The organism is Acidocella sp. (genome assembly GCF_036489515.1).
Lineage (GTDB): Bacteria > Pseudomonadota > Alphaproteobacteria > Acetobacterales > Acetobacteraceae > Acidocella.
Map to the genome: position 1 here is coordinate 1 of NZ_DASXFO010000019.1, position 23,599 is coordinate 23,599.

Genomic DNA, 23,599 nt, shown 5'->3' on the forward strand with positions numbered 1-23,599 from the left:
CGGTACTCAACGTCCTCATGACTGTACTGATGCCTGGCATTAGGACCGTCATTATCCATGATATCACCTCACCCAAATTCAGGGCTGCAGTGTCTAGAAAAAAAAGCCGCGCCGCGAGGTGGGCCGTTCGCATCGGTTACCGATTTTCCTGGGCGCAAACGATCCGCCAGAGCGCAAACCCGGGCGCAGGCCGAAGCCGCCGCCGCTTGTGATCGGTAAGGATTGACCGCAAGGGGTGCTCATACTGTGAGCGCCCCTCGATACTATTGAGGGTGCTAAAATCAACGGGTTAGGGGGCGTCCGAGTTATGGACACCCTAAGGGTATAAACAGTATTGATACCCTTAATAATATTACGGGTATGATCGCCAAGGGCGTGCGTACTATGCATGCCCTTTCCATCAGCGAGGACTAACCAAAAAGGCGGGCGGCTCTTAACCGCCCGCCAGTTAGACTGCTTCAACTAAGCCCTTCAGAACGTGCGGCAACAGGGGGGTGTCCGAAGGGCCGAGAACGTATTTACCGCATCGCCGCGATCATTGGGTGTCATCTTGTGCAGTAGTGTTACGGGCTGGGATGGTGCATGCCCACGCCCCACGCGCAACGCTGCTAAGCCCCAGCCCGCATAGCTTATTTTTATGACAGCTCTAATGTCATTTTGTTGATCCGCCAGTATCAACATGCCTGCAGATTAGCCCCGGAGAAATCCGGGGCTTTTTCTGTGCGCCGGTCGCCATCTCCGCGATGCCGGACGGGTGGTGGCATGAGCCATCTACGTGCCTTCGGATATTTGAGTCGCGACCAAAGAGGCGTACCTCGCGCGAGCATGGAGACCGGCATTCAGACCTTGCCCCTCGGTCCAGGTAAGGAACTTTTCCGGTTCGATTATGGCGCGGATGACAATCCGGCCCGCGGCCTTCTGGCGGCGCTCTCCTCGCTCTACGAGGTGTTTCCAACGCTTGTAGGTCCGAGGCAACATGGCCGCGTCTTCCATGATTTTGAGAATTCGGCGGTAGTCCTCCTCACGGTACCAGGCCATCCCGAAGACCTTGTTGGTCATTCCAGCCCCCCTTATTATTAGTATTTTGTTGCGACGATGACCGAAGGGCGGAAGGCCGTCAACGTTCCCGTCCGCATTTGTTCGCTCAAACGACAAGGGGATTGATAAGGGAATTTTCCCTGACCGCCTCGTAAGTCATTGAAAAATAGGGATTTTTGGCGGAAGAGGTGGGATTCGAACCCACGGTACGCTTTCACGCACGGCGGTTTTCAAGACCGCTGCCTTAAACCCCTCGGCCACCCTTCCAACGCCTTGATGATCAAGGATTTTTGCCGCTTTGGCGTGGCCCGTAACGGGGCCAGTGTGGGGGCGTTTGTGCGAAACTTGTCTTTAACTGTCAAGGTAAGCGGGAAAGCGGCCGCTTTTTAACAAAGCGGCGCAAAAACTTTTGGCTCCTTCGCTTCGCCCCTATCCATGGGCCCGGATCGCCTCCAGCACCACCTCGCCATATCGCTCCACTTTGGTCCGGCCCATGCCGGGGATATCCCCCAGCTCGGCGAGACTTTGCGGCCGTGCCGTGGCGATCGCCGCCAGTGTCGCGTCGTGGAAAATCACATAAGCCGGCACACTTTGTTCGCGGGCCAGCCGGGTCCGTTCCGCGCGCAACGCCTCATACAGCCCCTCGGCCGCGGCGCCGAGCGCGATCCGCTCCTTCTTCTTGCTGATCGTGTTCAGCGCCGAGCGGCTGGCCTGGTCCCGTCGCAGATGCACAGGTTCCTCGCCGCGCAGGATCGGCCGGGCGGTTGCGGTGGTGAGCAACGCGCCGTAGGAGGCGTGGTCCACCGCCAGCACCCCGCGCACGATCAGCTGTCGGAACACCGACCCCCAGCCTTTGCGGTCGAGTTCCTTGCCCACCCCGAAGGTCGGAAGTTTTTCATGGCCGAAGCGGAGGATTTTGTCGTTGGCGACGCCGAGCAGCAGGTCGATCAGATGCGCGCTGCCGAAACGCTGCTCGGTCCGCAGCACGGCAGAAATCGCCTTGCGCGCCGCCGTCGTGGCGTCCCAGGTTTCCACCGGCGTCAGGCAGGTATCGCAGTTGCCGCAGGGCGCGTGCATCACCTCGCCGAAATGCGCGAGGATCGCCTGGCGGCGGCATGCGGCGGTCTCGCACACGCCGAGCAGCGAATCGAGCTTGTTGCGCTCGATCCATTTCACCTCGTCAGGGGAATTGCCCTGGTCGATCATGTTCCGGCGCAGCACCACATCCTGTAGGCCGTAGAGCAGCAGCGTCTCCGCCGGCGCACCGTCGCGGCCGGCGCGGCCGGTTTCCTGGTAGAACGCCTCCAGGCTGCCGGGCAGGTCCAGATGCGCGACGAAGCGGATATCGGGCTTGTCGATGCCCATGCCGAAGGCCACCGTGGCCACCAGAACCAGCCCGTCCTCGGCCAGGAATGCATCCTGGTTGCGCGAGCGCACCTCCGGCTCCAGCCTGGCGTGATAGGGCAGGGCGTTGATGCCGTGCGTCTGCAACGCCGCAGCGGTTTTCTCCACGGTCGCGCGGCTGAGGCAATAGACGATACCGCTCTCGCCCTGATGCGCACGCAGGAACGCCAGCAACTGCCGCGGCGCCGAGGCTTTCTCTACGATCGCATAGCGAATGTTCGGCCGGTCGAAACTAGCCAGGAACATGCGGGCGCCGTCGAGCCCGAGGCGGCGGCGGATGTCTTCGCGCGATTGCAGGTCCGCGGTGGCGGTCAAAGCGATGCGCGGCACGCCGGGAAAACGCTCGCCCAGCTGCGCCAGCTGCAGATATTCCGGCCGGAAATCATGCCCCCATTGGCTGACGCAATGCGCCTCGTCGATGGCGATCAGCGCGATCTGCACGCCGTCCAGCATGTCGAGAAAATCCGGCATCATCAGCCGTTCAGGCGCGACATAGAGCAGATCCAGCCGCCCGGCGCGCAAATCCGCCCGCACCGCGGCCCGCTCCGGCCCGGTGAGGCTGGAATTCATCGCCGCGGCGTTGAGGCCGAGCTGGCGCAAGGCCGCCACCTGGTTGCGCATCAGCGCAATCAGCGGCGAGACGACCAGGCCAACCCCGGGCCGGCAGAGCGAGGGCAGCTGGTAGCAGAGCGATTTGCCGCCGCCGGTCGGCATCAGCACCAGCGCGTCACCGCCCGCCATCACATGCGAGACAATCTCCTCCTGCTCGCCGCGAAAGCCGCGCAGGCCGAACACATTGCGGAGCGTCTCATGCGGGTCGGGGAGGGGCGCATCCGGGGCTGCGGCGCTGGGGCTTTGCATGGCGTCTGACTACAGCCTGTTGCGTTGTCGCGGCAAATGCAGGTCAGAAGAAAAGAAAGCAGCCGCTTTTAAAAAAGCGGCGCAAAATTTTTGCTCCTTTGGGCCGGTGGCGTTGGAACAGGCACGGCCCAGCCTAAAAATTTTATTTGTGCTGGACCTGAGGCTGTGTCGGTGACAACGCCCATGGCCCAGCAGAGCAAAAGTTTTTGCGCCGCTTTTTTTAAAAAGCGGCTGCTTTCTTTGTCATTCAGGTCAGCATTCGGGGAGATTGACGGCGAGGCCCCCGAGGCTGGTTTCCTTGAATTTGGTATTCATGTCCTCGCCGGTCTGGCGCATCGCCTCGATGCAATTGTCGAGGGGCATGAAGTGAGATCCGTCCCCACGCAGTGCCAGCGATGCCGCGGCGACCGCCTTCATTGCCCCAATCCCATTGCGCTCGATGCAAGGCACCTGAACCAGGCCCCCTACCGGATCGCAGGTCATGCCGAGATGGTGTTCGAGGGCGATCTCGGCGGCATTTTCAATTTGCTCCGGTGTGCCACCGAGGACAGCGCAGAGACCGGCTGCGGCCATCGCGGCCGCAGAGCCGACTTCGCCCTGACAGCCGGCTTCCGCGCCGGATATTGAGGCGTTGTGCTTGATCAACCCGCCGATCGCCGCAGCGGTCAGCATGAAGTCTGAAACCAGCTCTTGCCGGGCGCCAGAACAATGATCGAGATAATAGCGCAAGACCGCCGGCACGACGCCCGCCGCGCCGTTGGTGGGGGCCGTCACCACCTGGCCTCCCGCGGCGTTTTCTTCATTGACGGCCATGGCGTAGACGCTGAGCCAATCGGCGATGACATGCGGTTGGCTGCTGTTGGAGCCGCGTTCACGTTCGAGTTTCTCGTGGATTTTTTGGGCACGGCGGCGAACCTTCAGCCCTCCCGGCAATTCGCCGTCATGGGACAGGCCGCGCTCGATGCAACTGTTCATGATGCCCCAAATGCGCGGGATACCTTCTTCCACCTCGATCGGCGAGCGCACCATGGCTTCGTTCGCGCGTTTCATGTCGGCGATCGACAGGCCACTGACTTTCGCCATCTGCAGCATCGTTACCGATTTTTCGAATGGATATGGACAGTTGATGGATTTTCCCGATGCTTTTGGCGATGGGTTTTTTAATTCTTGTTCGGTAACGACAAAGCCTCCGCCGATCGAGTAGTAGGTTTCCGCCAACAGAAGATTTGCGTGGCAGTCGAGGGCCTCAAAAACAAGACCGTTGGCGTGGCCCTGCAGTGGCGGCCCATAATTGAAAATGATGTCGGTGTTGGGGGCGAAGGATAAGGCTGGCAGGCCTTCCCGTCTAAGCAGGCCGGTGACGTGCAATTCAGCAAGCTTTTGTTCCGCGACATCGGGATCGATCTCGGCGGGGGTGTAGCCAAGCAGTCCAAGCGCTACGGCCCGATTGGTCGCGTGGCCCTTGCCCGTGAAGGCAAGAGAGCCGTAGAGCGTGACGCGAAGTTTTGTGGCTTGCTGGGCGGTCGCTGAGGAGCGCAGCAGGTCGATAAACTGAACGGAGGCGGTCATTGGCCCCATCGTGTGCGAAGACGAAGGACCAATGCCGATCTTGAATATGTCGAAAACGCTTAAAAACATTTCTGGCTTCTCCAACGAGCCGTCGTATTGTCACGTGTTGGTGCCGCTACTTACATGTGATCGTCAGATGCACACGGGACTGCTGCCAAGGAAATTTTTGAACAGGTTCACCTGAGCGCAACCGAGAAAATTCTCTTGAACTTTTAGCGACATAGGTGAGCCAAACCATCCGTTAATCTCAACTGCCGAATATCGCATATCATCTGACGCCGGACAATCCATCCGCGCCCTTGCCGCAGCTTGTGAGCACAAGGCAAAACTCTGTGAAATTTTGTCGCTAGACCGCGGCGCGCGGAGGGGGAAAGAATACCTGTCACCCAACAGGGTATTTGAGGAGAAGAACCATGGGCCATCTACAGGCCGACGACCGCCGGATCCCCACGCCGATCGGCGGCCCCCTGCCGGAGCCGCCGGCCTTCGAGACGTTTGAACAAGAGCGCCGCTACCGCAAGCTGAAGCTCGCCGCCGCGTTCCGCATTTTCGCGCGCTTCGGCATGGCCGAGGGCATTGCCGGGCATATCACCGTGCGCGACCCGGAATTTCATGACCGTTTCTGGGTGAACCCGTATGCGCAGCATTTTTCCTCGATTCACCCCGACGATCTGATCTGCATCGACGATGACGCGCATGTGTATCACGGCAGCGGCCCGGTGAACGCGGCGGCGGCGGCGATCCATTGCGGCATCCATGCCTCCAACGAGAACGTGGTCGCCGCGGCCCATACGCACACCACCTATGGCCGCGCCTTCTCGGCGCGCTCGCGCTTGCTGGCGCCGATCAATCAGGAAGCCTGCCTGTTCTACGGAGACCACGTGCTGTTCAAGGGCGATATCGTCGTGCTCGCCGCTGATGAGGGGCGCCGGATCGCTGCGGCCATGGGCGAGGCGCGCGCCGCCATCCTGCTCAACCATGGGCTTCTCACGGTTGGTTCCACGGTTGACGCCGCGGCTTACCGCTTCATCGCCATGGAACGCTGCTGCCAGGTGCAGTTGCTGGCCGAGGCTGCCGGGGCGACGGAAGAACTGTCCGAAGAGGACGCACAATCCACGCATAACCTGCTCGGCTCGGACTACGTCGCTTGGCTCGGATTCCAGGGCCTGTACCAGCAGCTGCTGCGCGACGCGCCGGACCTGCGTGCGCTGAATAGTGGGTTGGGCTTAGCTTAAAGTAAGCAGCCGCTTTTTGAAAAAAGCGGCGTAAAAACTTTTATTTATGCTGGGCCATGGGCATTGTCGCCGACAACGCCCATGGCCCAGCATAGCAAAGTTTTTTTGCTACTTTTTGTTCACAAAAAGTAGCCTTCCTTTCTTACTCTGCTGCCGCTCGCCCGATGGGTGCGCCGTCGCGCTCGACTGCCGCGGTCAGCCAGCGCCCGAAACGCACAAGCGGCGCCCAATCGCGCTTCTGTTCCGGGAATGAGTAATAGATCGTCTCCGGGTTGGTGACGCTGTGCGGATGCACCTGCAGCAGCGTGCCGTCGCGCAATTCCCGCTCGATGAGAATCCGCGGCAGCAGCGCGACGCCGAGCCCGGAGAGCGCGGCGTTGATCGCCATGACGAACATGTCGAAGCGCCGGTTTTCACCACGATGCTCGATCGGGTGCGTTGCCGCGGTTTCCGACCAGGACTGCCAGGCGCGTGGCAGATCGCGCGTGTAGATCCAAGGCATTTCCGCAATTTCCGCGACGCTCAACCCGCCACGCGCCAGACACGGCGCCGCCACCGCGAGAACTTCGCCATCACTCAAGAGGCTCTGCCCCGGCATTGCCGGCCAGGGCCGCTGGCTGAAATAGATGGCTGCATCGAAACTGGAATTGTCAAAGAAAGTCGGCTGGTCGCGGCCCATGATATGCAGCCGCAGATCGGGGTGGGCGGCGTAAAAATCGGCGAGGCGGGGGATCAGCCATTGCGACGCGAAGGTGACACCGACAGCGAGCTGGATCTGCACCTCTTTATGCTGGCTTACCAGCTCCTGCGTGTCGCGGCGGATCTGGTCCAAATGCACGCGGATGCGCCGGGCATATTCCGCCCCCGCCGCCGAAAGCACCAGGCGATGGCGCACCCGCTCGAACAAGGCAATGCCCAGCTGCGATTCCAGCTCGTTTACTTTTTTGCAGACAGCGCCGTGGGTTTGCGAAAGTTCGAGCGCTGCCTTTGAAAAGCTTTCGTGGCGCGCGGCCGCCTCGAAGGCTTGCAGCGTACTCAGGCTCGGAACCCCACGGCGCATAAAAAATCCTCCGCTTATTCTCCCGCGAGCCTGACCGCGCTGAGGGCGCGCCGCGGCGTTTCAAGAAGCACCACCACGGCTGAGGCGATCACCATGGCGCAGGCGATGCCGATGAAGGCCAATGCGAAACTACCGGTCACATCTTTTACCCAACCGATGAAATAGGGCAACAGGAACCCCGAGGACACGCCGATGCTGGTGATCAGCCCGATCCCCGCCGCGGCCGCGCGGCCGGTGAGAATACGGCTCGGCAACTGCCAGAAGGTGGTGATGCTGCTGAAACAGGCGGCGGTGCCGATCGCCAGGGCGATGATCGTCTCGTAAGGTGATTTCAGATATAACGCGGCGGAAAGCGAGGTGGCACTGACCAGCAGCGGCCCGGCGACGTGCCAGGCATTCATGCTGTGCCGGCTGACCAAGCGGCCCCAGACCAGCATGGCGATAATGGAAAAGGCGAACGGAATGGCCGTGATAAGCCCGATCTGCGTGAGCGTGTATTTGACGTGGAACGCCACCTGAAAATTTTTCACCACCTGCGGCAGGAAAAACAACAGCCCGATGACGCCGGCATTGGTGCCGAAATAGACCAGGCCGAGCGCCCAGACCTTGGGATTCGCCAGCGCGCTCCAGGCGCTCCCGGAAGGGGTTGCCGCCGCGGCCTGCGCCCGTTCAGCGTCGAGGGCAGACGCGATCTCCTGCTTTTCGCCGGCCGAGAGCCAGCCCGCGGCTTCAGGACCGTTCGGGAGCCAGAAATAAACCACCAGGCCGAGCAGCATGGCGGGGACGCCCTCCAGAAGCAGCATGGCGCGCCAGCCGGTAATGCCGAATATGTCGGCATGGCTCATCAGCCAGGTGGAAGCTGGTGCGCCGAGCATGCCCGTGAGCGGGATCGAGAGGACGAACAGCGACATCATCCAGACGCGGTTGCGCGCCGGCATCCAGAGGGTGAGATAGAACACCATGCCGGGAAACAATCCGGCCTCGAAGGCGCCCAGGCAAAAGCGGGCGAAATACAGCCAATGCGCGCTGGGCACGAAGCTGGTCAGTGAAGAGAGAAAGCCCCAGCTGATTAGGATGCGCATGATCCAAAGGCGCGCGCCAAAGCGGTGCATGCAGAGATTGCTCGGCACTTCGAACAGAATATAGCCGAGGAAAAACAGGCTGGTGGCGAGACCGTATTGCGCCGTGCTCATGTGCAGCTCGGCATTCATGGTCAGCGCGGCATAGCCGACATTGGCCCTGTCCAGCTGATTGGCGATGTAGATGAAGATCATCAGCGGCGCCAGGCGCCAGGCGATGCGCTTCATCAGCCGTTCGGAAATTGCTTGCTGGGGTGCGTCGCTCGTCATTTTCTCCCTTTCGCCAGATCTGCACGAAATAATTGCGGTGATCATAAAACGGGCATATGGCCGGCACGGCAATGCACGAAAAATATCAATGTTGTGAAAAACCGTCACATGTTCGATGGCTTTGTGAACGGCTGTATCGATTTTAAAGCGACGTGGTAAATCGTATGGGGCGGAAAATATCCTGCTGAATGCTGGTCTTATCGCCGCGAAAGGAGAATTTCATTCAGTAGTTTGTGCATTTTTTCTCCGGAAGCGATGGCCGTGGCGGGGACAATAGAATATGTGTCTTGTGACCATACAGGATAGTACATTGCGTTCGTTTGTTCAGTCGATATTGTTGCTTTTGCAAATTTCTGCGGCAACGATAAGATTTTTCATCAATTGATGAATGAATTTTGGATTTTCTGGTTAAAAAATAAGCGTCTCGTGTATGGGCGATTAATTAGAGGGAATGAGCATGGACCGACGGGGTAGGGCGGCGTGATGGCAGGACGTTATCGTTTCGTCATTGCTGGACTTTTGTGTTCAGTCGGTATGATCAACTACATGGACCGCGCGGCGCTGGGCGTCGCCGCGCCATTCATGAGGGCGGACCTGCATCTTTCGCCGTCTCAACTCGGTCTGGTCTTCAGCACGTTTTTCCTCGGCTATACGCTGTTTGCGTTTGTAGGTGGGCACGCTGCCGACCGTTATGGACCGCGCAAGGTGTATGTGTGGGCCTCGTTGGCATGGTCGGTTTTATCGGCCCTGACCGGGGCCGTTGGCGGGTTCGCGCAATTGCTGGTGGTGCGCGCATTGTTCGGCTTCGCCGAAGGGCCGATGAATTCCACCGCGAATAAGACGATCAGCAACTGGTTTCCGCGCCAGGAAACGTCGCGCACCATAGGCATCGTGTTTTCGGGCCAGTCAGTGGGCAGCGCGCTGGCGGCGCCGGTGGTCGGGCTGCTGATGCTATCGGTCGGTTGGCGCATCGCCTTTGTGGTGACGGGCGCCGTGGGGCTGATCTGGGTGGTCGTCTGGCGCCTGCTGATGACGGACCATCCGCCCGGCGCGGCGCGGGAAGAGGTGACCGTGATCAAGGCGGCGCCGTCGGAAGTGCCGTTATGGCGCTATCTCGCGCAGCCGGCGATTCTGGCGTTAGGGCTGGGGCTGTTCGCGATGAACTATCCGTTCTTCATCCTGCTTTCCTGGCTGCCCACCTACCTGACGCATACGCTGCATATGCCGATGAAAACCATGGTGTATGTCGCGGCGATTCCCTGGGCATGCGGCATCATCGGCTATGTCGGCGGCGGCAATATCAGCGATTTTCTGTACAAGCGGATGCATGACAAGCTGCTGGCGCGCAAGATCGTGACCTCGGTTCCGTTAGCCCTGTCGATTGTCGCGTTGTTGGCGCTGTGTGTCAGCAGCGGCGCTGTGGCGGCGGTCGCGCTGATCTGCCTGATCGTGGTGTGCATGACCGCGGCGGCGCAGGCCTGTTGGGCGACCGTGACAGAATTGGTGCCGCCGGAGCGGGTCGGGGGGGTGAGCGGATTTGTGCATCTTCTCAGCAATATTTCCGGCATTATCGGCCCCGCCGCGACGGGTTTCGCGGTGCAGTATTTTGGCGGCTTCGACACTGCCTTTCTGATGGCAGCCGTGATCGCCTTTATTGGCACAGTGGCGATGGTGCTGTTCGTGAAATCGCAGCCCAGCCGTCAGGGCAACATGGTGCTTGCCAAACAAGGAGCGGCGGACTGATCCCGTTATCGTCGGCATGGGCAGCCTGCCGCACGCGTCGTCGAGATCGAGCTGATCTCTGAAATTTCCTGATGTTTTAGCTAAGGATTGAGGACTGAATATGGCTGATCTGGTGTTACAGGGCGGACGTATTATCGATCCGTCGCAGGGGGTGGACCGCGTCACGGATATCGCTTTCGCGGAAGGCAAGGTCGTCGCGATCGGCGACGGGCTGAAGGGCGACGTCGTGCGCGATGTCACGGGGAAGATCGTCACGCCGGGGCTGATCGACCTGCACACGCATGTCTATTGGGGTGGCACGTCGCTCGGCGTGGACGCGGATATGTTTGCGCGCCAAAGCGGGGTGACGACCTGCGTCGATACCGGCTCGGCCGGGCCGGGGAATTTTCACGGCTTTCGCAAGCATGTGATCGAAAATTCGGCCATCCGCATTCTCGCCTATCTGCATGTTTCCTTCGCCGGGATCTACGGTTTTTCGAAGCGCGTGATGGTGGGCGAGGGGCAGGATATGCGTCTGCTGGCCGCGCGTGACGCGGTGGAGGTGGCGCGCGCCAATCCGGATGTGATCATCGGCATAAAAATCCGTCTGGGCCGGACCGCGAGCGGCACGGCGGGCATCGCGCCGCTGGACGTGGCGCTGGATGTGGCCGACGAGACCGGGCTGCCGCTGATGGTGCATATCGACGAGCCGCCGCCGACCTATGAGGAGATCCTGGAACGGCTGCGGCCGGGTGACGTGCTGACGCATTGTTTCCGTCCGTTCCCCAACGCGCCGACGCGCGGCGACGGGACGATCAAGCCGCAGGTGATCGCGGCGCGCGAACGCGGCGTGATTTTCGATATCGGCCACGGCAAAGGATCGTTTGCGTGGAAGACCGCGCGGACGATGATCGGCCACGGCTTCCTGCCGGACACGATCTCCTCCGACGTGCATACGCTCTGCATCGACGGTCCGGCCTACGATCTGGTGACGACGATGTCGAAGTTCCTGCACCTGGGGCTCGACCTGCCGCAGATCATCGCCGCGACCACGCTGCATCCGGCGCGGGCGCTGCGGCGTCCCGAGCTGGGCAGCCTGAAGATCGGCAGTGTCGGCGAGGCCAGCGTACTCGCCGTGAAAGACGGGCGTTTCCCGTTGGAAGACGTGCGGGACGTGGTGGAAACCGCCGAACGCCGCATTGTCGCCGAGGGCGTGGTGCTGAACGGAAAATGGTGGCACCCGGCCTAGAAAGCAGCCGCTTTTTAAAAAAAGCGGCGCAAAAACTTTTTGCTATGCTGGGCTATGGGCGTTGTCAGGGACAACGCCCATAGCCCAGCATTAATAAAGTTTTTTTGCTACTTTTTGTTCACAAAAAGTAGTCTTCCTTAACCGCGGTCGATGGTGATCATTTTGATTTCGGTCATGGCTTCCAGCGTGAGCTTGCCGCCCAGGCGGCCCAGGCCGCTTTTCGTGCCGCTCCCGCCGCCAAACGGCAGCTGCAGTTCCCAGTAGGTGCTGCCTGCGTTGATGTTGACGATACCGGCCGGAATGGCTTCGGCAAGGCGCATGCCGCGTTCCAGATCGGCGGTGAACACGCCGACGCTCAGGCCGTATTCGCTATCCAGCGCGAGATCAAGCGCCTCGGCCTCGGTCTCGAAGGTGACGATCGGCAGCACCGGTCCGAAGGTCTCTTCGCGGAAGACGCGCATGGAGCGTGTCACCCCGGTGATAACTGTCGGCTCGAAGAACAAATTGCTGCCGAGATCAGGGCGCGGTCGACCTCCGGTGAGAAGTGTCGCGCCGGCGGCGACAGCGTCCTCGACATGCTCACGCACCTTGGCGGCGACGTTGGCATTGTTCAACGGTCCCATGGTGGTGCCCTGATGCAGCGGATCGCCGAGCTGGATCGCCTTGGCTTTTTCAACCAGGCGTGCGGCGAACGCGTCGGCGACCTTGCGGTGCACCAGCAGCCGGCCCGTGGCCGCGCAGATCTGGCCGGCATTGATGAAGGCGCCGTTCGCGGCGGCGGTTGCGGCCTTATCGAGATCGGCATCCTCGAAGACCAGCACAGGGCCGTTGCCGCCCAGCTCGAGCAGCATCGGCTTGCCCGCACCCCGTTCGGCGATCCGCTTGCCGGTCGCGGCACTACCGGTGAAGCCGATGCCGTTGACGTCAGGATGGGCAACAATTTCGTCGCCCACGGTCGCCCCTTCGCCGATGACCAGGTTGATCACGCCGGCGGGCAGGCCGGCCGCTTCGATCGCCTGCGTGAGCGCCACCGCGCAGAGTGAGGTGCTGGGGGCCGGCACCCAGATGATGGCATTGCCGGTGGCAATCCCGGGCGCGAGATATTCGACCGGGATGTTCACCGGAAAATTCCACGGCGTGATCACGGCATAAACGCCGCGTGGCTGACGCAGTGTCAGTGCGAGTTTACGCGGGTCCTGGACGGGGATCACCTCGCCCCGCATGTGCTTCACCAGCTCTGCGGCGAGGCGGAACCCGTCGGCGGCCTTGCGGACCTCAGCGATTGCCTGGGCGAGCGGCTTGCCCTGCTCTTGGCTGACGACGCGCGCGATATGCTCGTGGCGCGCGTCGATCTCGGCGGCGATGGCAACGCACATCGCGGCCCGTTCCCAGACCGGACGCGCCGCCCAGGAAGCTTGCGCGGCGCGTGCCGCTTTTACCGCCTTGCCGGCGGTCTCACGGCTGCTGCGCGGCAGCGCGCCGAGCGTCTCGCTTGTGGCCGGATTGATCGCCGGCATATGTTCGGGTTCGCCAGCCCAGACGCCCCCGATAAAATTCTCGTAGACTGGGATTGTGACGGTGTCGGGCATTTTGTGTCTTCCTTCTAGAAAATCAATTCGCCCGGACGGGTCAGGCATATTCTCGCACCGTCCTGGTCGCGTGGCGAAGGTTCTGAAAATTCTTCGCAAGGTTCGTGGCGCAGCGCAAGGCGAGCGCGGTCACCGTGCTGGTTGGGTTGACGACACCGCCCGTGACGAAGCTGCTGGCGTCGCAGACATACACGTTCGGGACTTCCCAGCATTGGTGATATTTGTTGGTCACGGAGGTGGCCGGGTCGTCGCCCATCCGGCAGGTGCCGAGCAGGTGCCAGGCGGGCGTGCGATACACGCCGTTTTCATAATAATCCGTGACCGCCACATCAAAGGCGTTGACGGCCCGGGCGAGGTCGCGGAGCCGCTCCATGCCGTAATGCATCATGCGGATATCGTTCGCACAGGGCGTGTAATGCAGCTTCGCCGCGGCCAGCCCATCCTGGTCGCGCTCGGTGGCTGAGAGCGTGATCCGGTTGGTCGCGCGCGGCAGGTCGTCGCCGATCGCGTAGGCGCCGAAGCTATGGCTGAAATGGCGGGCGAACCAGCGATGGTGGTCCTCGCCCCAGGGCGCCGGGCGCTGTGCAAAGGAGCCTATCGCGGTCTGCCCGGCCGGGCCGGTGCGCACCACGTTGAAGTTGAAGCCGTTGACGAAGCCGCGCGACACGTCGGTCTCGGCGAACTCGCGGCTCACCACGGCGCCGGAATTTCCCATATGCGAGTCGATCTTCTCGTCCACCCAGATTTCCGCGGCGACCAGCGTATGGTGCAGCAGATAGCGCCCGACCACGTCATTGGTGTTGGACAGGCCGTTAGGATGCTGCACGTTCTCTGACAGCAGGAGCAGGCGCGGCGTGCCGACGCCGTTGCCGGCGATGATCACGATATCGGCCGTCTGCAACACGCGATCGCCGGTGGTGCGATCGATATACACCACGCCCGTGGCGCGGCCGTCAGGCCCGGTTTCGATCCGCTCAACGCGTGCCTGCGCGCGCAGCTCCACGCCGGCCGCCAGGGCCCGCGGCCAGAGCGTGACGGACATTTTCGCCATCGAGCCGCGCGGGCAGCCGGAGGCGCAATTGCCACAGCCATTGCAGGCGGCGCGCCCGTCGCGCGATTCCGAGAGCACGCCTGCTGGCATTGGCCACCAATGCCAGCCGAGCCTGTCGAAGCCGCGGCCGATCGCGCGCCCGCTCTCGCGCAGCGGCAGTGGCCCGCACGGATAATCGGGCACCGGCGGCACGGCGGGATCCCCAGCCAGGCCGCTGACGCCGATCATGCGATCCGCCGCATCGTAGAACGGCGCCAGATCCTCGTAGGTGATCGGCCAGTCCGGGGCGAGCCCGTGCTCGGTGCCCTTGCGGAAATCCGAAGGCCGGAAGCGCGGCCAGAGTGCTGCGTAGATGTTGGTGGAACCGCCAACGCCGTTCCACATAAAGGCGTGGGACTGATCGCCCTCGACCGGATAATCATCCGCCCCGCGGCGCAGCGCCGGTTCCGGGCTCCATTTGTTATGCCGCTGGTGCTGGAAGTCGCGTGAGAAATGCGGGTGCTGGCTGGGCTGGGTCCAACCGCCCTGGTCGAGACACACTACCTTCAGCCCGGCCTCGGCGAGCACCAGGCTGTTGATCACGCCGCTGGCCCCCGCGCCGACCACCACCACGTCCGCGTGATCGGGTTTCTTCATGCTAACAAATCTCCCAGATTGAGGTTGCTCAGATCGACGCGCGTGATCTCATCGGTGCGCAGCCAGTTGCCGCGTCCATGTGTCGGGGTGTCGCGTGCCGGCTCAAAACGCTGCTGCGGATAGCCCTCGGGCAAAGGCGCGTCGTTATAGGTGATGCCGAGCGCACGAATCGCCGCGATCACCGCCGGTTGTTCGTAATAGGCGAGATAAGCCTGCTTGCGGAATTCGCTGAAGAGCCGGGGCAGGATCATCTCGATCCGGTACGCCGCCTCGCGCCAGCCGGCCGCGCCGCCGGGCAGGCCGTTGCCGGTGTCAACCAGGCCGATGATCTGCGTCATCGCCTCCGGTGCCGCCGCCAGAAGCCGCGACGTGAACAGTTCAACCATACCGCTGGCGCTGGCGGCGGGAAAGCCTGCCCCACCAGGCAGCAGCGTATCTAACAGCGCCGTCAAAGCGCGCCGTTCCTCAAGAGTCATTGTGTCCTCAGTCATGTTTACAGCCTCAATTCCGTTTCTGGATCGAACAGGCACACCCGTTCGGCAACAAAGCTCAGCCCGACCACGTCGTCGATCGCTGGCGCGCGGTCCGGATCGCAGGTGCCCTTCAGGCTCCAGCCGTCGATGTCGATATCGACATAGGCGAACGGCCCAACCGGCTCGACCAGGAACACCCGCCCGCGCAAGGCCGCATCCGCCGGCGCGGTAATGCCAAAATCGCTGGGGCGGATGCCGAGCAGCGCCTTGCGCGTGCCTTCCCAGCTCGAGCGCGTGACCGCGCGCGGCAACGACAGCGTCTGGCCGGAGACCAGGGCCCGCACGGTGTCGCCCTGCAGCATCAGCTCCGCCTCCAGCATGTTCATCGCCGGCGAGCCGATGAAGGTGGCGACAAACAGATTGGCCGGATCGCGATACACGTCCATCGGCCGGCCGAGCTGCTGCAGCACGCCGCCGCGCATCACCGCGATCCGGTCGGAGAGCACCATCGCCTCCTCCTGGTCATGCGTGACGAACAAAGCGGTCACGCCCAGCTCCCTTTGCAGGCGGCGGATCTCCGTGCGCGTGCGCACCCGCAGGGAGGCATCCAGATTGGAGAGCGGTTCGTCCATCAAAAACACCGACGGGTTGCGCACCACCGCGCGGCCGACCGCCACGCGCTGGCGCTGCCCGCCGCTCAGCTCCGCCGGCCGACGGTCGAGCAGACGGCCGAGATCGAGCACCTCCGCCGCGCGCACCACCTGGCGCTCGCTCTCGGCACGGCCGACGCGCTGCTGCTGCAGCCCGAACAGCATGTTCTCCCGCACCGTCATATGCGGGTAGAGCGCGTAATCCTGGAACACCATCGCGATATCGCGCTGATGCGGCTCCAGCCGTGTCACGTCGCGATCGCCGAAGACGATGCGCCCGCCGGAGGGTTTTTCCAGCCCGGCAATGCAGGCGAGTGCTGTGCTCTTGCCGCAGCCCGAGGGGCCGAGCAGGGTCAGGAACTCGCCGTCGCCGATGCGCATGTCCAGCGCCTGCAGCGCCGCCACCGGCCCGTAGGATTTGCTCATATTTTCAAGCGATACAGTTGCCATTTGTCTATCCTTTGACCGAACCGGACAGCATGCCGGTCACCAGCGCGCGCTGGAAGAACAAAGTCACCAGCACCGGGGGCACCACCGCCAGCACGCTGGCCGCGAACATCGGGCCGTAATCGTAGAATTGCAGCTGCGCGAGAAACCCCGCGATCGTTACCGGAATTGTCTGCGAGGCCAGTGTGTTGGTCAGGATCAGCGCAATGACGAACTCGTTCCACGACACCAGGAAACAAAAGATCGCGGTGGCGACGATGCCCGGCCGCGCCACCGGCAGCACCACCTTGCGGATCGCCTGCAGCCGTGTGCAGCCATCCACCCGCGCCGCCTGCTCCAGCGTCGCCGGCATGCCCTCGAAATAGCCTTTCATGATCCAGATCGAGAGCGGCAGGATCAGGCTGCAATAGGCGATCACCAGCCCGGTGCGCGTGTCGAGCAGCCCGGCGGTGCGGAAGATGATATAGAACGGCAGAAGCAGCACCAGGCTCGGGACCATCCGTGTCAGCATCAAGGCCCAGAGCGACACGAGCAGCGCCCGGCTGCGTCCGGCGATGGCAAAGCCGTAGCCGGCAAGCGCGCCGAGCACGACAGTGACCGCGGTGACGCAGGCGGAGACGATCAGGCTGTTCCAGAGCGCATAAGGGACGCGCCGCGCCTCGACACTCGCCGCACCACTCACCTGCGGAAACAGGATCGCGCGATAATTCTCCAGCGTCAGATGATCCGGCATCAGCCGCGGCGGGCTGCGGATCAGCTCGGTGGAGGGTGACAGGCTCATCAGGAGCAGCCACAGAAACGGCAGCCCCGACCAGAGCAGCATCACCAGGGCGGCGATGCGGACGGCGATCCGCCCCCAGGCCTCGCCACCGCCACGGGGCATCCGCCGTGCTGTCGTGGGGGCGGCCTTCTCCAGTGGCGGTGGCGTGCGCACGCGCAGGCTCGCCGCCAGCGGCGCGGTCTCCGCACGCAGCGCCGCGCTCACCCGCTTCGCCCGCCGCCGTTCCGGTGCCAGCAGCAACAGAAAATAGGCGATCGCCAGCATCAGGCAGAGGATGGTGAGCAGATACAAGATCGCAGCACCCTGGCCGAACTGAAAATACTGGAATGCCTGCACATAGCCGAGCCAGGAGATCACCGTGGTGGTGTCGCCCGGGCCGCCCTGGGTGATGATCCAGAACAGGTCGAAGGCCATGATCGCGTTGATCGTCGTCAGGATCAGCACCAGCAGCAGCGTCGGCCGTAGCCAGGGCAAGGTGATCCGCCAGAACCGCCGCCATGGTCCGGCGCCATCCACCCGCGCCGCTTTGTGCAGGTTTTCCGGCATTGATTGCAGCCCGCCCAGAACCAGCAGGCAGGTGAGGGGCGCCTGGTTCCACACATAGACGAGTGCCACCAGCACGAATGCCGAGGTGCTGCCGCCCAGCCAGTAGATCGGATGATGGATGATGCCGAGATCGAGCAGCATGGCATCGAGCGGCCCGTATTCGCCGTTAAAAATCCAGCTCCACAGGATGCCGACCGCGACCGGCGACATGGCCCAGGGGATCAGCACCAGCCCCCGCATGAAGCCGCGCCCCGGGATCCGGGCGTTCAGCACCAGCGCCATGCCGATGCCGACCGCCAGCCCCGCCAGGACCGTGCCGCCGGCGAACAGAGCGGTCCGCAGGAAGGCGTCGAAAAAATCGGGGTCTGTCAACGCCGCCGTATAATTTGCCAACCCGACGAAATGCGAACGATGTGTCAGCACGTTGGTCCGGTTCAGGCTGACGAAAAACGAATAGGCCAGCGGCACGCCGATCACCAGGAACACGGCGAGCAGCCCGGGCGCCACCAGCACCGCGGGCACCAAAGCGGCCGGCAGATGCCGGCGTTTCAGGTCCGGGGCAGGGCGGACAAGTGGTTCGGAGAGACTCGACATATCGACCTCAGGTCGCGTAGCGCGCTTTGAACACGCCGACCTGTTTATGCAGGTCGGCGACCAGTGCCGAAGTGGGTTGGCTGCCGCGGATGTAGTCTTGAACCGCGCCCATCATGTACCAGTCCCAATCCTGGTACCACAGCGTTTTGCCGACATCGCGCGGTGTCGAATTCTGCAGCTGCTGGAGGGCAACATCCGTATCCTTCCAGCTCTTGAACGAGGCTGCGACCTCTGGATCGTTCATCACCTCGGTATAGGGCGTGCCGAGGCCGAACTGCAGCGCCCAGCGCTTGATCACATGGTACTGCCCGTCTTTCGCTTTGCCGCCAAAGAAGCGCAGCAGATTCCAGGCGCGGTCCGGGTCGGCGGCGCCGGCGCCCATCAGATACATCGACACCCAGGAGAAGGTGGAACGTGTCGCCCCGGGCATTATCGCGTTGCGCACCTGTCCCGCACATTGCGAGAGCTTCGGGTCGTTCAGCACTTTCTGGTCGTAGTCGTGGATCACCGCGAACGTATGCTGCCCGGTGGCGTAGCTCGGCACGCCCTCCTGCGGCAGCGTGAAGATATCCGGCGAGACCAGCCTTTCGCGGTACAATGTGCGGTGCATCTCCAGCACGCTGGTGAATTTGTCGTCGAAGACCGGATCGAAATTCGCGTCGAATACCTTCGCGCCTTCGGAATACCAGATCGAGAAGAGGCTCCAGGAAAAACTCGGCGCCTGATGCGCCCAGGCACTCACATAGGGAAACTCGACGATCTTATCCTTTTTCAGCTGCCGCGCTTGTTCCAAAAATTCCGCCCAGCTGGTCGGCGGTTGCAGCTTCGCCTGGTCGAGATGCTTCTCGTTATAAATGAACGATCCGTAGCCGGCATAATAGGGCAGGCCGCCAAGCTTGCCGTTGGGCAGAGACAGATTGCGTACACCGACCGGCACCATGCTGGCCTTGATCGCCGCAACATCGGGCATGCTGTCCACATCCTGTGCCCAGCCCGCGGTGATCCAGCGGGCGAGCGTCGCCTCCTCGCTGTACATCATGTCAAACTTCTTGCCGGCGACCAGCATTGTTTCCGTTATGGGCGCGTATTCGCCAGGGATCAGCTGATAGTTGACGTTCTCGTCGTACAGTTGCTCGAAGGTCTCGACATTCTGCGCCACGATCTGCGGGTTGTATTGCCAGCCGACGAATTGCAGCGGCGTTGCAGGCTTGGCCTGAGCCTGGGCGCGCAAACCCGGCAGTGCCGCGCCCAGGCCCGCCATCGCGCCAAGGCGCATCAACGCCCTGCGGCGGATCAGATACGTCTCGATGCTCTCATTAGGCAAATTGGTCTTTGACAATGCAAGCCTCCCTGTAAGTGACTGCCGCAGACCAGCGTTGATCCCATAGTTTTTGTCTTTAACGCTGTTCGTCGAGGACCAGCGCCGTCTTCGTCCGTTATCTTATCGGCCGCGTGCCACCGGCCATAGTGCTGTGACAATTTGTCCGTCATGCACCACCAGCCAGTCATGCATCGCGACAGTGGGGTCGCAATGCCCAGGCAGGAGCTGCAATTTATCGCCAACCATCGGCGCCGCGCCGGATTCCACCAGCAGCGTCGAATGTTCGTCCGAGGTGCCGGCATGAGCGAGACCGGGATGCCGTGCGAGCGAAGGCGGTCCGCTATCGAGGCTCATCGCCTTGAGGCCGGCATCGCAGACGACGCGCTCGGGCACCGGCGCGCTGATCACCGTGGTGAGGAGCGACAGCGCGTGGGCGAATTCAGGCAATGCGTTGTTTGGTCCCCGGCGGTTCCGCGCATAATCGGCGTCCATGAAGACATAGGACCCGCATTGCAGTTCGGTGTAGAAGTGACTTGCCGCCTCATGCTCGAAGCTGCCGGTACCGGCGCCGGTGATGGTCCCGCAAAGCAGGCCGCTCTCGCGGATCAGGGCCGCTGCCTGCTGCGCGATGGACGCAGCCGAGGCGATCGCGTCTCGCCGCTCCTCATAGGTACGAAAATGCTGCGCGCGGCCGTGATAGGCCTGCAGACCGTCGAAGGCGAGTTCCTTGTGGCGCGCGACCTCCAAAGCAAGGCTGCGTGCCGCTTCGGCCGAGGCGACGCCGCAGCGATGACCGCCGACATCGATTTCCACCAGCACGTGCAGGACGACACCGGCATCGCGAGCGGCGGCGGCGAGCAACGCCACCTGCGCCGTGTCATCCACGCAGACGATGATGCGCGCCGCACCCGCAAGTGCTGCCAGGCGAGCCGCCTTGCTTGCCTCCGCGATCTGGTTGCTCAGCAGGACGTCCGGGATGCCGGCGGCGACCATCGCTTCGACTTCCGCCACGGTCTGGCAGCAGACGCCGATAGCACCCGCCGCGAGCTGCAGCCGCGCGATGTCCGGCGATTTGTGAGTCTTGGCATGCGGCCGCAGGCGGATACCGGGCGCGCGGCTCTGCAGATAGGAAGCCAGGGCAGCGATGTTCGCGTCCAACGCCGCGCGATCGACGAGCAAGGCCGGCGTCTGCACCTCGGCCAGCGCCATGCCGGGCTCGGCGGGACGTCGCGGCCCCGTAGGTGGTGATCCCGACTGCATCGTCACGCCCCTACACGACCTCGCGCACGGCTGACGCCGGCGCGGCGGCTTCGTCCCACCAGGCGCCGCCGATGACCAGGCCGCGCCCCATGAAGCGCTGTGGGCTCATCACCACTTCACCCAGCACGTCGACGAGGGGAAAGGCCCCGTCTTCGAGGCTGAGAATGCTGGCGTCGCCGACGCTGCCGGGCTTGAGCGAGCCGAGTTCCGGCCGGCGGATCGCCTGTGCGGGCTTCACCGTAGAGGCCGCGATGATGTCTGGAACTTGCATGCCGAGACAGAGGAATTTCGACATGGTCGTCACCTGGTCGAAGGCCGGGCCGTTAACACAAAGTGTGTGTACGTCAGAGGAAATCGTGTCCGGCGGGAAACCTTCCGCCATCGCCGCCCGTGCCGTTGTCCACGCGAATGCGCCCTTGCCATGGCCGATATCGAACAGCACGCCGCGCTCCCGCGCCGCGCGCACGCCGGCGCGGATCTTGCCGGCGCCGTCGACCGGTGCGTTGGGAAAAGGTCTATAACAATGTGTTAAAATATCTCCGGGACGCAGCTTGGCGACAACCTCTTCATAGGTCGGCGGCGGCTCATCGATATGGACCATCAACGGCAAACCGGCCTGGTCCGCCACCAAAAGCGCCACATCCATAGGCGTAATCCCGCTCGGACCGCTCGTCATGCGGCCGACGCGCACCTTGATGCCGATGATCACATCGCGATTGGCCTGCGCTACCTGCAAGGCATCCTGCGCGGCCATCAACCGCATATCCATGCTCTCGCCAACCATCACGCGGTTTGAAAAAGCAAAGATTCCAGCAAAGGAAATGTGCAGGAACGAGAGAATTCTGACGTGGCTCTGCTCGATCACGTGCTTGCGGAAACCGGCAAAATTGCCGGGACCGGCCGAGCCGGTATCAACGCAGGTGGATACGGCGGTGCCGCTTGCATAATTGTCGGCATCGACGCTGAGCGAGGTGCCCCCCCAATAGACATGCGTATGCAGATCGATCAGACCGGGGGTCACGATACGCCCGGAAACGTCACGAATTTCACGCCCTTCGAGCCGCTCGCCGACGGCGAGGACACGGCCATCAAGGAAGGCGACATCCATCACGGCGTCCACGCCTTGCGACGGATCGATAACGCGCCCACCGCGCAGAATCAGATCGGCCATCATGCCGGTCATTCCGACGCGCCGAACAGGAAGGCCAGATGAAGCATCGTTCACACCTTACAAATTCCGCATGTTAGGGAACTTCTGAATAAGTCCTCTTTTCCTCAAGTTACCGAATTGATTTTCCTCGTAGTTTTCCGTTCCTGGAGGATTTAGTCGGAGGTTCCTTGGATGACAGTATTCCGAACATTCCGAAGGTACAAGAAGGTCTTGTCTTCTTTTTGTCAAAATATTTATCTCTAACAGAGGGGGGTATGGGCGCCGTCGGTGGCCGGGGCAAGGGGGAAGCGTGCTGGCCCGGACAGCTTGCCCAAAATCCCGTACTGGCAACCAGGCATGTATCGCTGGGCCGGATACCCGCCGGAAAAGAAATATTTTACCGGAGAACGAATGCTCTTGCGTTGATTAAGCGACCGTTTTCCATTCGCCGCTGGGTAATTTGCAGACATCCAAGGTGAAGTTCCGCGGGTTAGCACCGGCCTTGCGGTAAACAGTGTGCGAATTCACTTTTCTGCAGGGCATGCCGTTTGACGTGAAGATATCAAGGATGGTGAACGTCCCATGATTACCGGAAGCCGGATTGTGCCACGTATCAGAACTCCCGACAGTTAGTGTCTTTTCCTCAAGCAATTTCCCGACCGCTTCGCGCGCCAGTTTGTAGTCCTCCTTGCCAAGGGTCGCGCCGCTATTCACCCCAAAAGGGTTAATCATTTGGGCTTCGGCCATGTTGAAATGCGTGATCGCCAGAAATCCGCCGCCCAGCAGAAGAAGCGCCAATTTCAATCCCCTAAAGACCGCCTTCCTGACGTTTTCCTCTTCCGAAATCGCTAAAAATTTCATTTTTATCCCCCTCATTTTGTTATCGATCGCGCCCTCACGGGAGGCAGGAATAATTCGGCTAAATATCGGCACAATTAAGGGCGGCAGAAATCGCGCCGACACATTGAAGCGGTTCGCCACGAGAGTAGCATCCGATCGAATAAAGTTGCTCGCTCAAACAAAGATTTAGAGCAGATTCCGAGAGCCAAAGCGAACGGAATCTGCGCCAACCGGGTCGATGGGGAATGAAAAGGGTGACCCGTTGGCGCACAGAACCAGTCCCGGTAGTCATGAATATGATCAGGTGCTTATTGGCTGAACGCGTTCCCCACCTGATGCGCCGTATGCACAATGGCACCGCCCGTGGCGTTGGCCCCGTTGCTAAAACCCTGGCCGATGTCATTGAAACCGCTGCCAATATGGCCTTGGCCAAGATTATTGCCGGCTGCGTTGAAATCTCCTTGTGCACGGTTGCCATTGGCATTGCAAGCGGCAAGAGCCAACGGCAGGGCAAACAGGCACAGGCGGGGCAGTCTCATATAAACGGTTCCTTTCGCCCTTATTTTCGCCCGTCCAAGGAAAAATTTCAATGTTCTGGTGTCAGTTCAAATTCGTGCGCGAACAGTTGACAGGATTTTATCCGTACCACCTCGCCAGTGGCATCGACTGGCCGATCGATACGTTAGGGCCGCGATGCCGCCCCGAGGATCGTGAGTGAAAGATAGCTAACGGTCGAAGTAGCCAAGCCCGCGAATGGCCCGGTTGGGATCGACT

At 61.9% G+C, this 23,599-nt stretch carries 19 protein-coding genes and 1 tRNA gene; 5 read left to right on the forward strand and 15 right to left on the reverse strand.

All coding sequences use genetic code 11. From position 1 onward, the window contains the following. Positions 1–771: 771 nt before the first annotated feature. The 3 genes from VGG47_RS02615 to recQ all read right to left on the reverse strand — a co-directional run bounded on the left by VGG47_RS02615 (position 772) and on the right by recQ (position 3,303). Positions 772–1,059 carry a hypothetical protein gene (locus VGG47_RS02615; protein WP_331535310.1) on the reverse strand — a complete coding sequence of 96 codons (288 nt, stop codon included), beginning with the start codon at positions 1,057–1,059 and terminating at the stop codon, positions 772–774. A gap of 156 nt (positions 1,060–1,215) precedes the next feature. Further along, positions 1,216–1,305, reverse strand: a tRNA-Ser gene (locus tag VGG47_RS02620). Positions 1,306–1,467: 162 nt separating this feature from the next. Then, positions 1,468–3,303, reverse strand: coding sequence for a DNA helicase RecQ (gene recQ, locus VGG47_RS02625; protein ID WP_331535311.1), 1,836 nt, complete (start codon positions 3,301–3,303; stop codon positions 1,468–1,470). Between recQ and VGG47_RS02630 the strand changes: the two genes are divergently transcribed. After that, a complete protein-coding gene (locus VGG47_RS02630; protein WP_331535312.1) occupies positions 3,302–3,478 on the forward strand; it encodes a hypothetical protein in 177 nt (58 codons plus the stop codon). The genes recQ and VGG47_RS02630 overlap by 2 nt on opposite strands. A 77-nt stretch (positions 3,479–3,555) precedes the next feature. On the opposite strand, the gene VGG47_RS02635 is transcribed toward VGG47_RS02630, so the two are convergent. Continuing rightward, on the reverse strand, positions 3,556–4,941 hold the full coding sequence (locus VGG47_RS02635) for an L-serine ammonia-lyase (RefSeq protein WP_331535313.1): 1,386 nt from the start codon (positions 4,939–4,941) through the stop codon (positions 3,556–3,558). A 344-nt stretch (positions 4,942–5,285) separates the two neighbouring features. Between VGG47_RS02635 and VGG47_RS02640 the strand changes: the two genes are divergently transcribed. Further along, positions 5,286–6,107 carry a class II aldolase/adducin family protein gene (locus VGG47_RS02640; protein WP_331535314.1) on the forward strand — a complete coding sequence of 274 codons (822 nt, stop codon included), beginning with the start codon at positions 5,286–5,288 and terminating at the stop codon, positions 6,105–6,107. 142 nt (positions 6,108–6,249) lie between these two features. On the opposite strand, the gene VGG47_RS02645 is transcribed toward VGG47_RS02640, so the two are convergent. Both VGG47_RS02645 and VGG47_RS02650 read right to left on the reverse strand, forming a co-directional pair. Continuing rightward, positions 6,250–7,167, reverse strand: coding sequence for a LysR substrate-binding domain-containing protein (locus tag VGG47_RS02645; RefSeq protein ID WP_331535315.1), 918 nt, complete (start codon positions 7,165–7,167; stop codon positions 6,250–6,252). 14 nt (positions 7,168–7,181) lie between these two features. Next, a complete protein-coding gene (locus tag VGG47_RS02650) occupies positions 7,182–8,516 on the reverse strand; it encodes an MFS transporter (RefSeq protein WP_331535316.1) in 1,335 nt (444 codons plus the stop codon). Between the two features lie 483 nt (positions 8,517–8,999). Here VGG47_RS02650 and VGG47_RS02655 point away from each other — a divergent pair, with 483 nt between their 5' ends. Next, entirely contained in the window at positions 9,000–10,259 is a 1,260-nt protein-coding gene (locus VGG47_RS02655) for an MFS transporter (protein WP_331535317.1), read from the forward strand. Positions 10,260–10,359: 100 nt separating this feature from the next. Next, positions 10,360–11,487 carry an amidohydrolase/deacetylase family metallohydrolase gene (locus tag VGG47_RS02660; RefSeq protein ID WP_331535318.1) on the forward strand — a complete coding sequence of 376 codons (1,128 nt, stop codon included), beginning with the start codon at positions 10,360–10,362 and terminating at the stop codon, positions 11,485–11,487. A 137-nt stretch (positions 11,488–11,624) separates the two neighbouring features. Here the strand turns inward: VGG47_RS02660 and VGG47_RS02665 are convergent, their stop codons facing one another. The 9 genes from VGG47_RS02665 to VGG47_RS02705 all read right to left on the reverse strand — a co-directional run bounded on the left by VGG47_RS02665 (position 11,625) and on the right by VGG47_RS02705 (position 22,966). Continuing rightward, positions 11,625–13,076 (reverse strand): aldehyde dehydrogenase family protein, encoded by a 1,452-nt coding sequence (locus VGG47_RS02665; protein ID WP_331535319.1) that lies wholly within the window; start codon positions 13,074–13,076, stop codon positions 11,625–11,627. A gap of 40 nt (positions 13,077–13,116) precedes the next feature. After that, a complete protein-coding gene (locus VGG47_RS02670) occupies positions 13,117–14,763 on the reverse strand; it encodes a GMC family oxidoreductase (protein WP_331535320.1) in 1,647 nt (548 codons plus the stop codon). Continuing rightward, positions 14,760–15,254 (reverse strand): hypothetical protein, encoded by a 495-nt coding sequence (locus tag VGG47_RS02675; protein ID WP_331535321.1) that lies wholly within the window; start codon positions 15,252–15,254, stop codon positions 14,760–14,762. Before VGG47_RS02675 ends, VGG47_RS02670 begins: the two co-directional genes overlap by 4 nt. 2 nt (positions 15,255–15,256) lie before the next feature. Further along, entirely contained in the window at positions 15,257–16,336 is a 1,080-nt protein-coding gene (locus VGG47_RS02680) for an ABC transporter ATP-binding protein (RefSeq protein WP_331535322.1), read from the reverse strand. Between the two features lie 4 nt (positions 16,337–16,340). After that, a complete protein-coding gene (locus VGG47_RS02685; protein ID WP_331535323.1) occupies positions 16,341–18,254 on the reverse strand; it encodes an ABC transporter permease subunit in 1,914 nt (637 codons plus the stop codon). Between the two features lie 7 nt (positions 18,255–18,261). Beyond that, positions 18,262–19,593: an ABC transporter substrate-binding protein gene (locus VGG47_RS02690; RefSeq protein ID WP_331535324.1), complete on the reverse strand. Its 1,332-nt coding sequence runs from the start codon at positions 19,591–19,593 to the stop codon at positions 18,262–18,264. 102 nt (positions 19,594–19,695) lie between these two features. Further along, positions 19,696–20,835, reverse strand: coding sequence for a DSD1 family PLP-dependent enzyme (locus VGG47_RS02695; RefSeq protein WP_331535325.1), 1,140 nt, complete (start codon positions 20,833–20,835; stop codon positions 19,696–19,698). A 10-nt stretch (positions 20,836–20,845) separates the two neighbouring features. Beyond that, the gene (locus VGG47_RS02700) at positions 20,846–22,018 is read right to left on the reverse strand and encodes an amidohydrolase/deacetylase family metallohydrolase (RefSeq protein ID WP_331535326.1); all 1,173 of its coding nucleotides are present in this window, start codon (positions 22,016–22,018) and stop codon (positions 20,846–20,848) included. 393 nt (positions 22,019–22,411) lie between these two features. Further along, positions 22,412–22,966: an RT0821/Lpp0805 family surface protein gene (locus VGG47_RS02705; protein WP_331535327.1), complete on the reverse strand. Its 555-nt coding sequence runs from the start codon at positions 22,964–22,966 to the stop codon at positions 22,412–22,414. A gap of 170 nt (positions 22,967–23,136) precedes the next feature. Here VGG47_RS02705 and VGG47_RS02710 point away from each other — a divergent pair, with 170 nt between their 5' ends. Continuing rightward, complete coding sequence (locus VGG47_RS02710) at positions 23,137–23,454, forward strand: hypothetical protein (protein WP_331535328.1); 318 nt, start codon at positions 23,137–23,139, stop codon at positions 23,452–23,454. Positions 23,455–23,599 lie beyond the last annotated feature (145 nt).

Coding starts and splice junctions, on each gene's coding strand:
- VGG47_RS02615 (WP_331535310.1), bottom strand. CDS start 1,059: ATGACCAACAAGGTCTTCGGGATGGCCTGGTACCGTGAGGAGGACTAC.
- VGG47_RS02630 (WP_331535312.1), top strand. CDS start 3,302: ATGGCGTCTGACTACAGCCTGTTGCGTTGTCGCGGCAAATGCAGGTCA.
- recQ (WP_331535311.1), bottom strand. CDS start 3,303: ATGCAAAGCCCCAGCGCCGCAGCCCCGGATGCGCCCCTCCCCGACCCG.
- VGG47_RS02635 (WP_331535313.1), bottom strand. CDS start 4,941: ATGTTTTTAAGCGTTTTCGACATATTCAAGATCGGCATTGGTCCTTCG.
- VGG47_RS02640 (WP_331535314.1), top strand. CDS start 5,286: ATGGGCCATCTACAGGCCGACGACCGCCGGATCCCCACGCCGATCGGC.
- VGG47_RS02645 (WP_331535315.1), bottom strand. CDS start 7,167: ATGCGCCGTGGGGTTCCGAGCCTGAGTACGCTGCAAGCCTTCGAGGCG.
- VGG47_RS02650 (WP_331535316.1), bottom strand. CDS start 8,516: ATGACGAGCGACGCACCCCAGCAAGCAATTTCCGAACGGCTGATGAAG.
- VGG47_RS02655 (WP_331535317.1), top strand. CDS start 9,000: ATGGCAGGACGTTATCGTTTCGTCATTGCTGGACTTTTGTGTTCAGTC.
- VGG47_RS02660 (WP_331535318.1), top strand. CDS start 10,360: ATGGCTGATCTGGTGTTACAGGGCGGACGTATTATCGATCCGTCGCAG.
- VGG47_RS02665 (WP_331535319.1), bottom strand. CDS start 13,076: ATGCCCGACACCGTCACAATCCCAGTCTACGAGAATTTTATCGGGGGC.
- VGG47_RS02670 (WP_331535320.1), bottom strand. CDS start 14,763: ATGAAGAAACCCGATCACGCGGACGTGGTGGTGGTCGGCGCGGGGGCC.
- VGG47_RS02675 (WP_331535321.1), bottom strand. CDS start 15,254: ATGACTGAGGACACAATGACTCTTGAGGAACGGCGCGCTTTGACGGCG.
- VGG47_RS02680 (WP_331535322.1), bottom strand. CDS start 16,336: ATGGCAACTGTATCGCTTGAAAATATGAGCAAATCCTACGGGCCGGTG.
- VGG47_RS02685 (WP_331535323.1), bottom strand. CDS start 18,254: ATGTCGAGTCTCTCCGAACCACTTGTCCGCCCTGCCCCGGACCTGAAA.
- VGG47_RS02695 (WP_331535325.1), bottom strand. CDS start 20,835: ATGCAGTCGGGATCACCACCTACGGGGCCGCGACGTCCCGCCGAGCCC.
- VGG47_RS02700 (WP_331535326.1), bottom strand. CDS start 22,018: ATGACCGGCATGATGGCCGATCTGATTCTGCGCGGTGGGCGCGTTATC.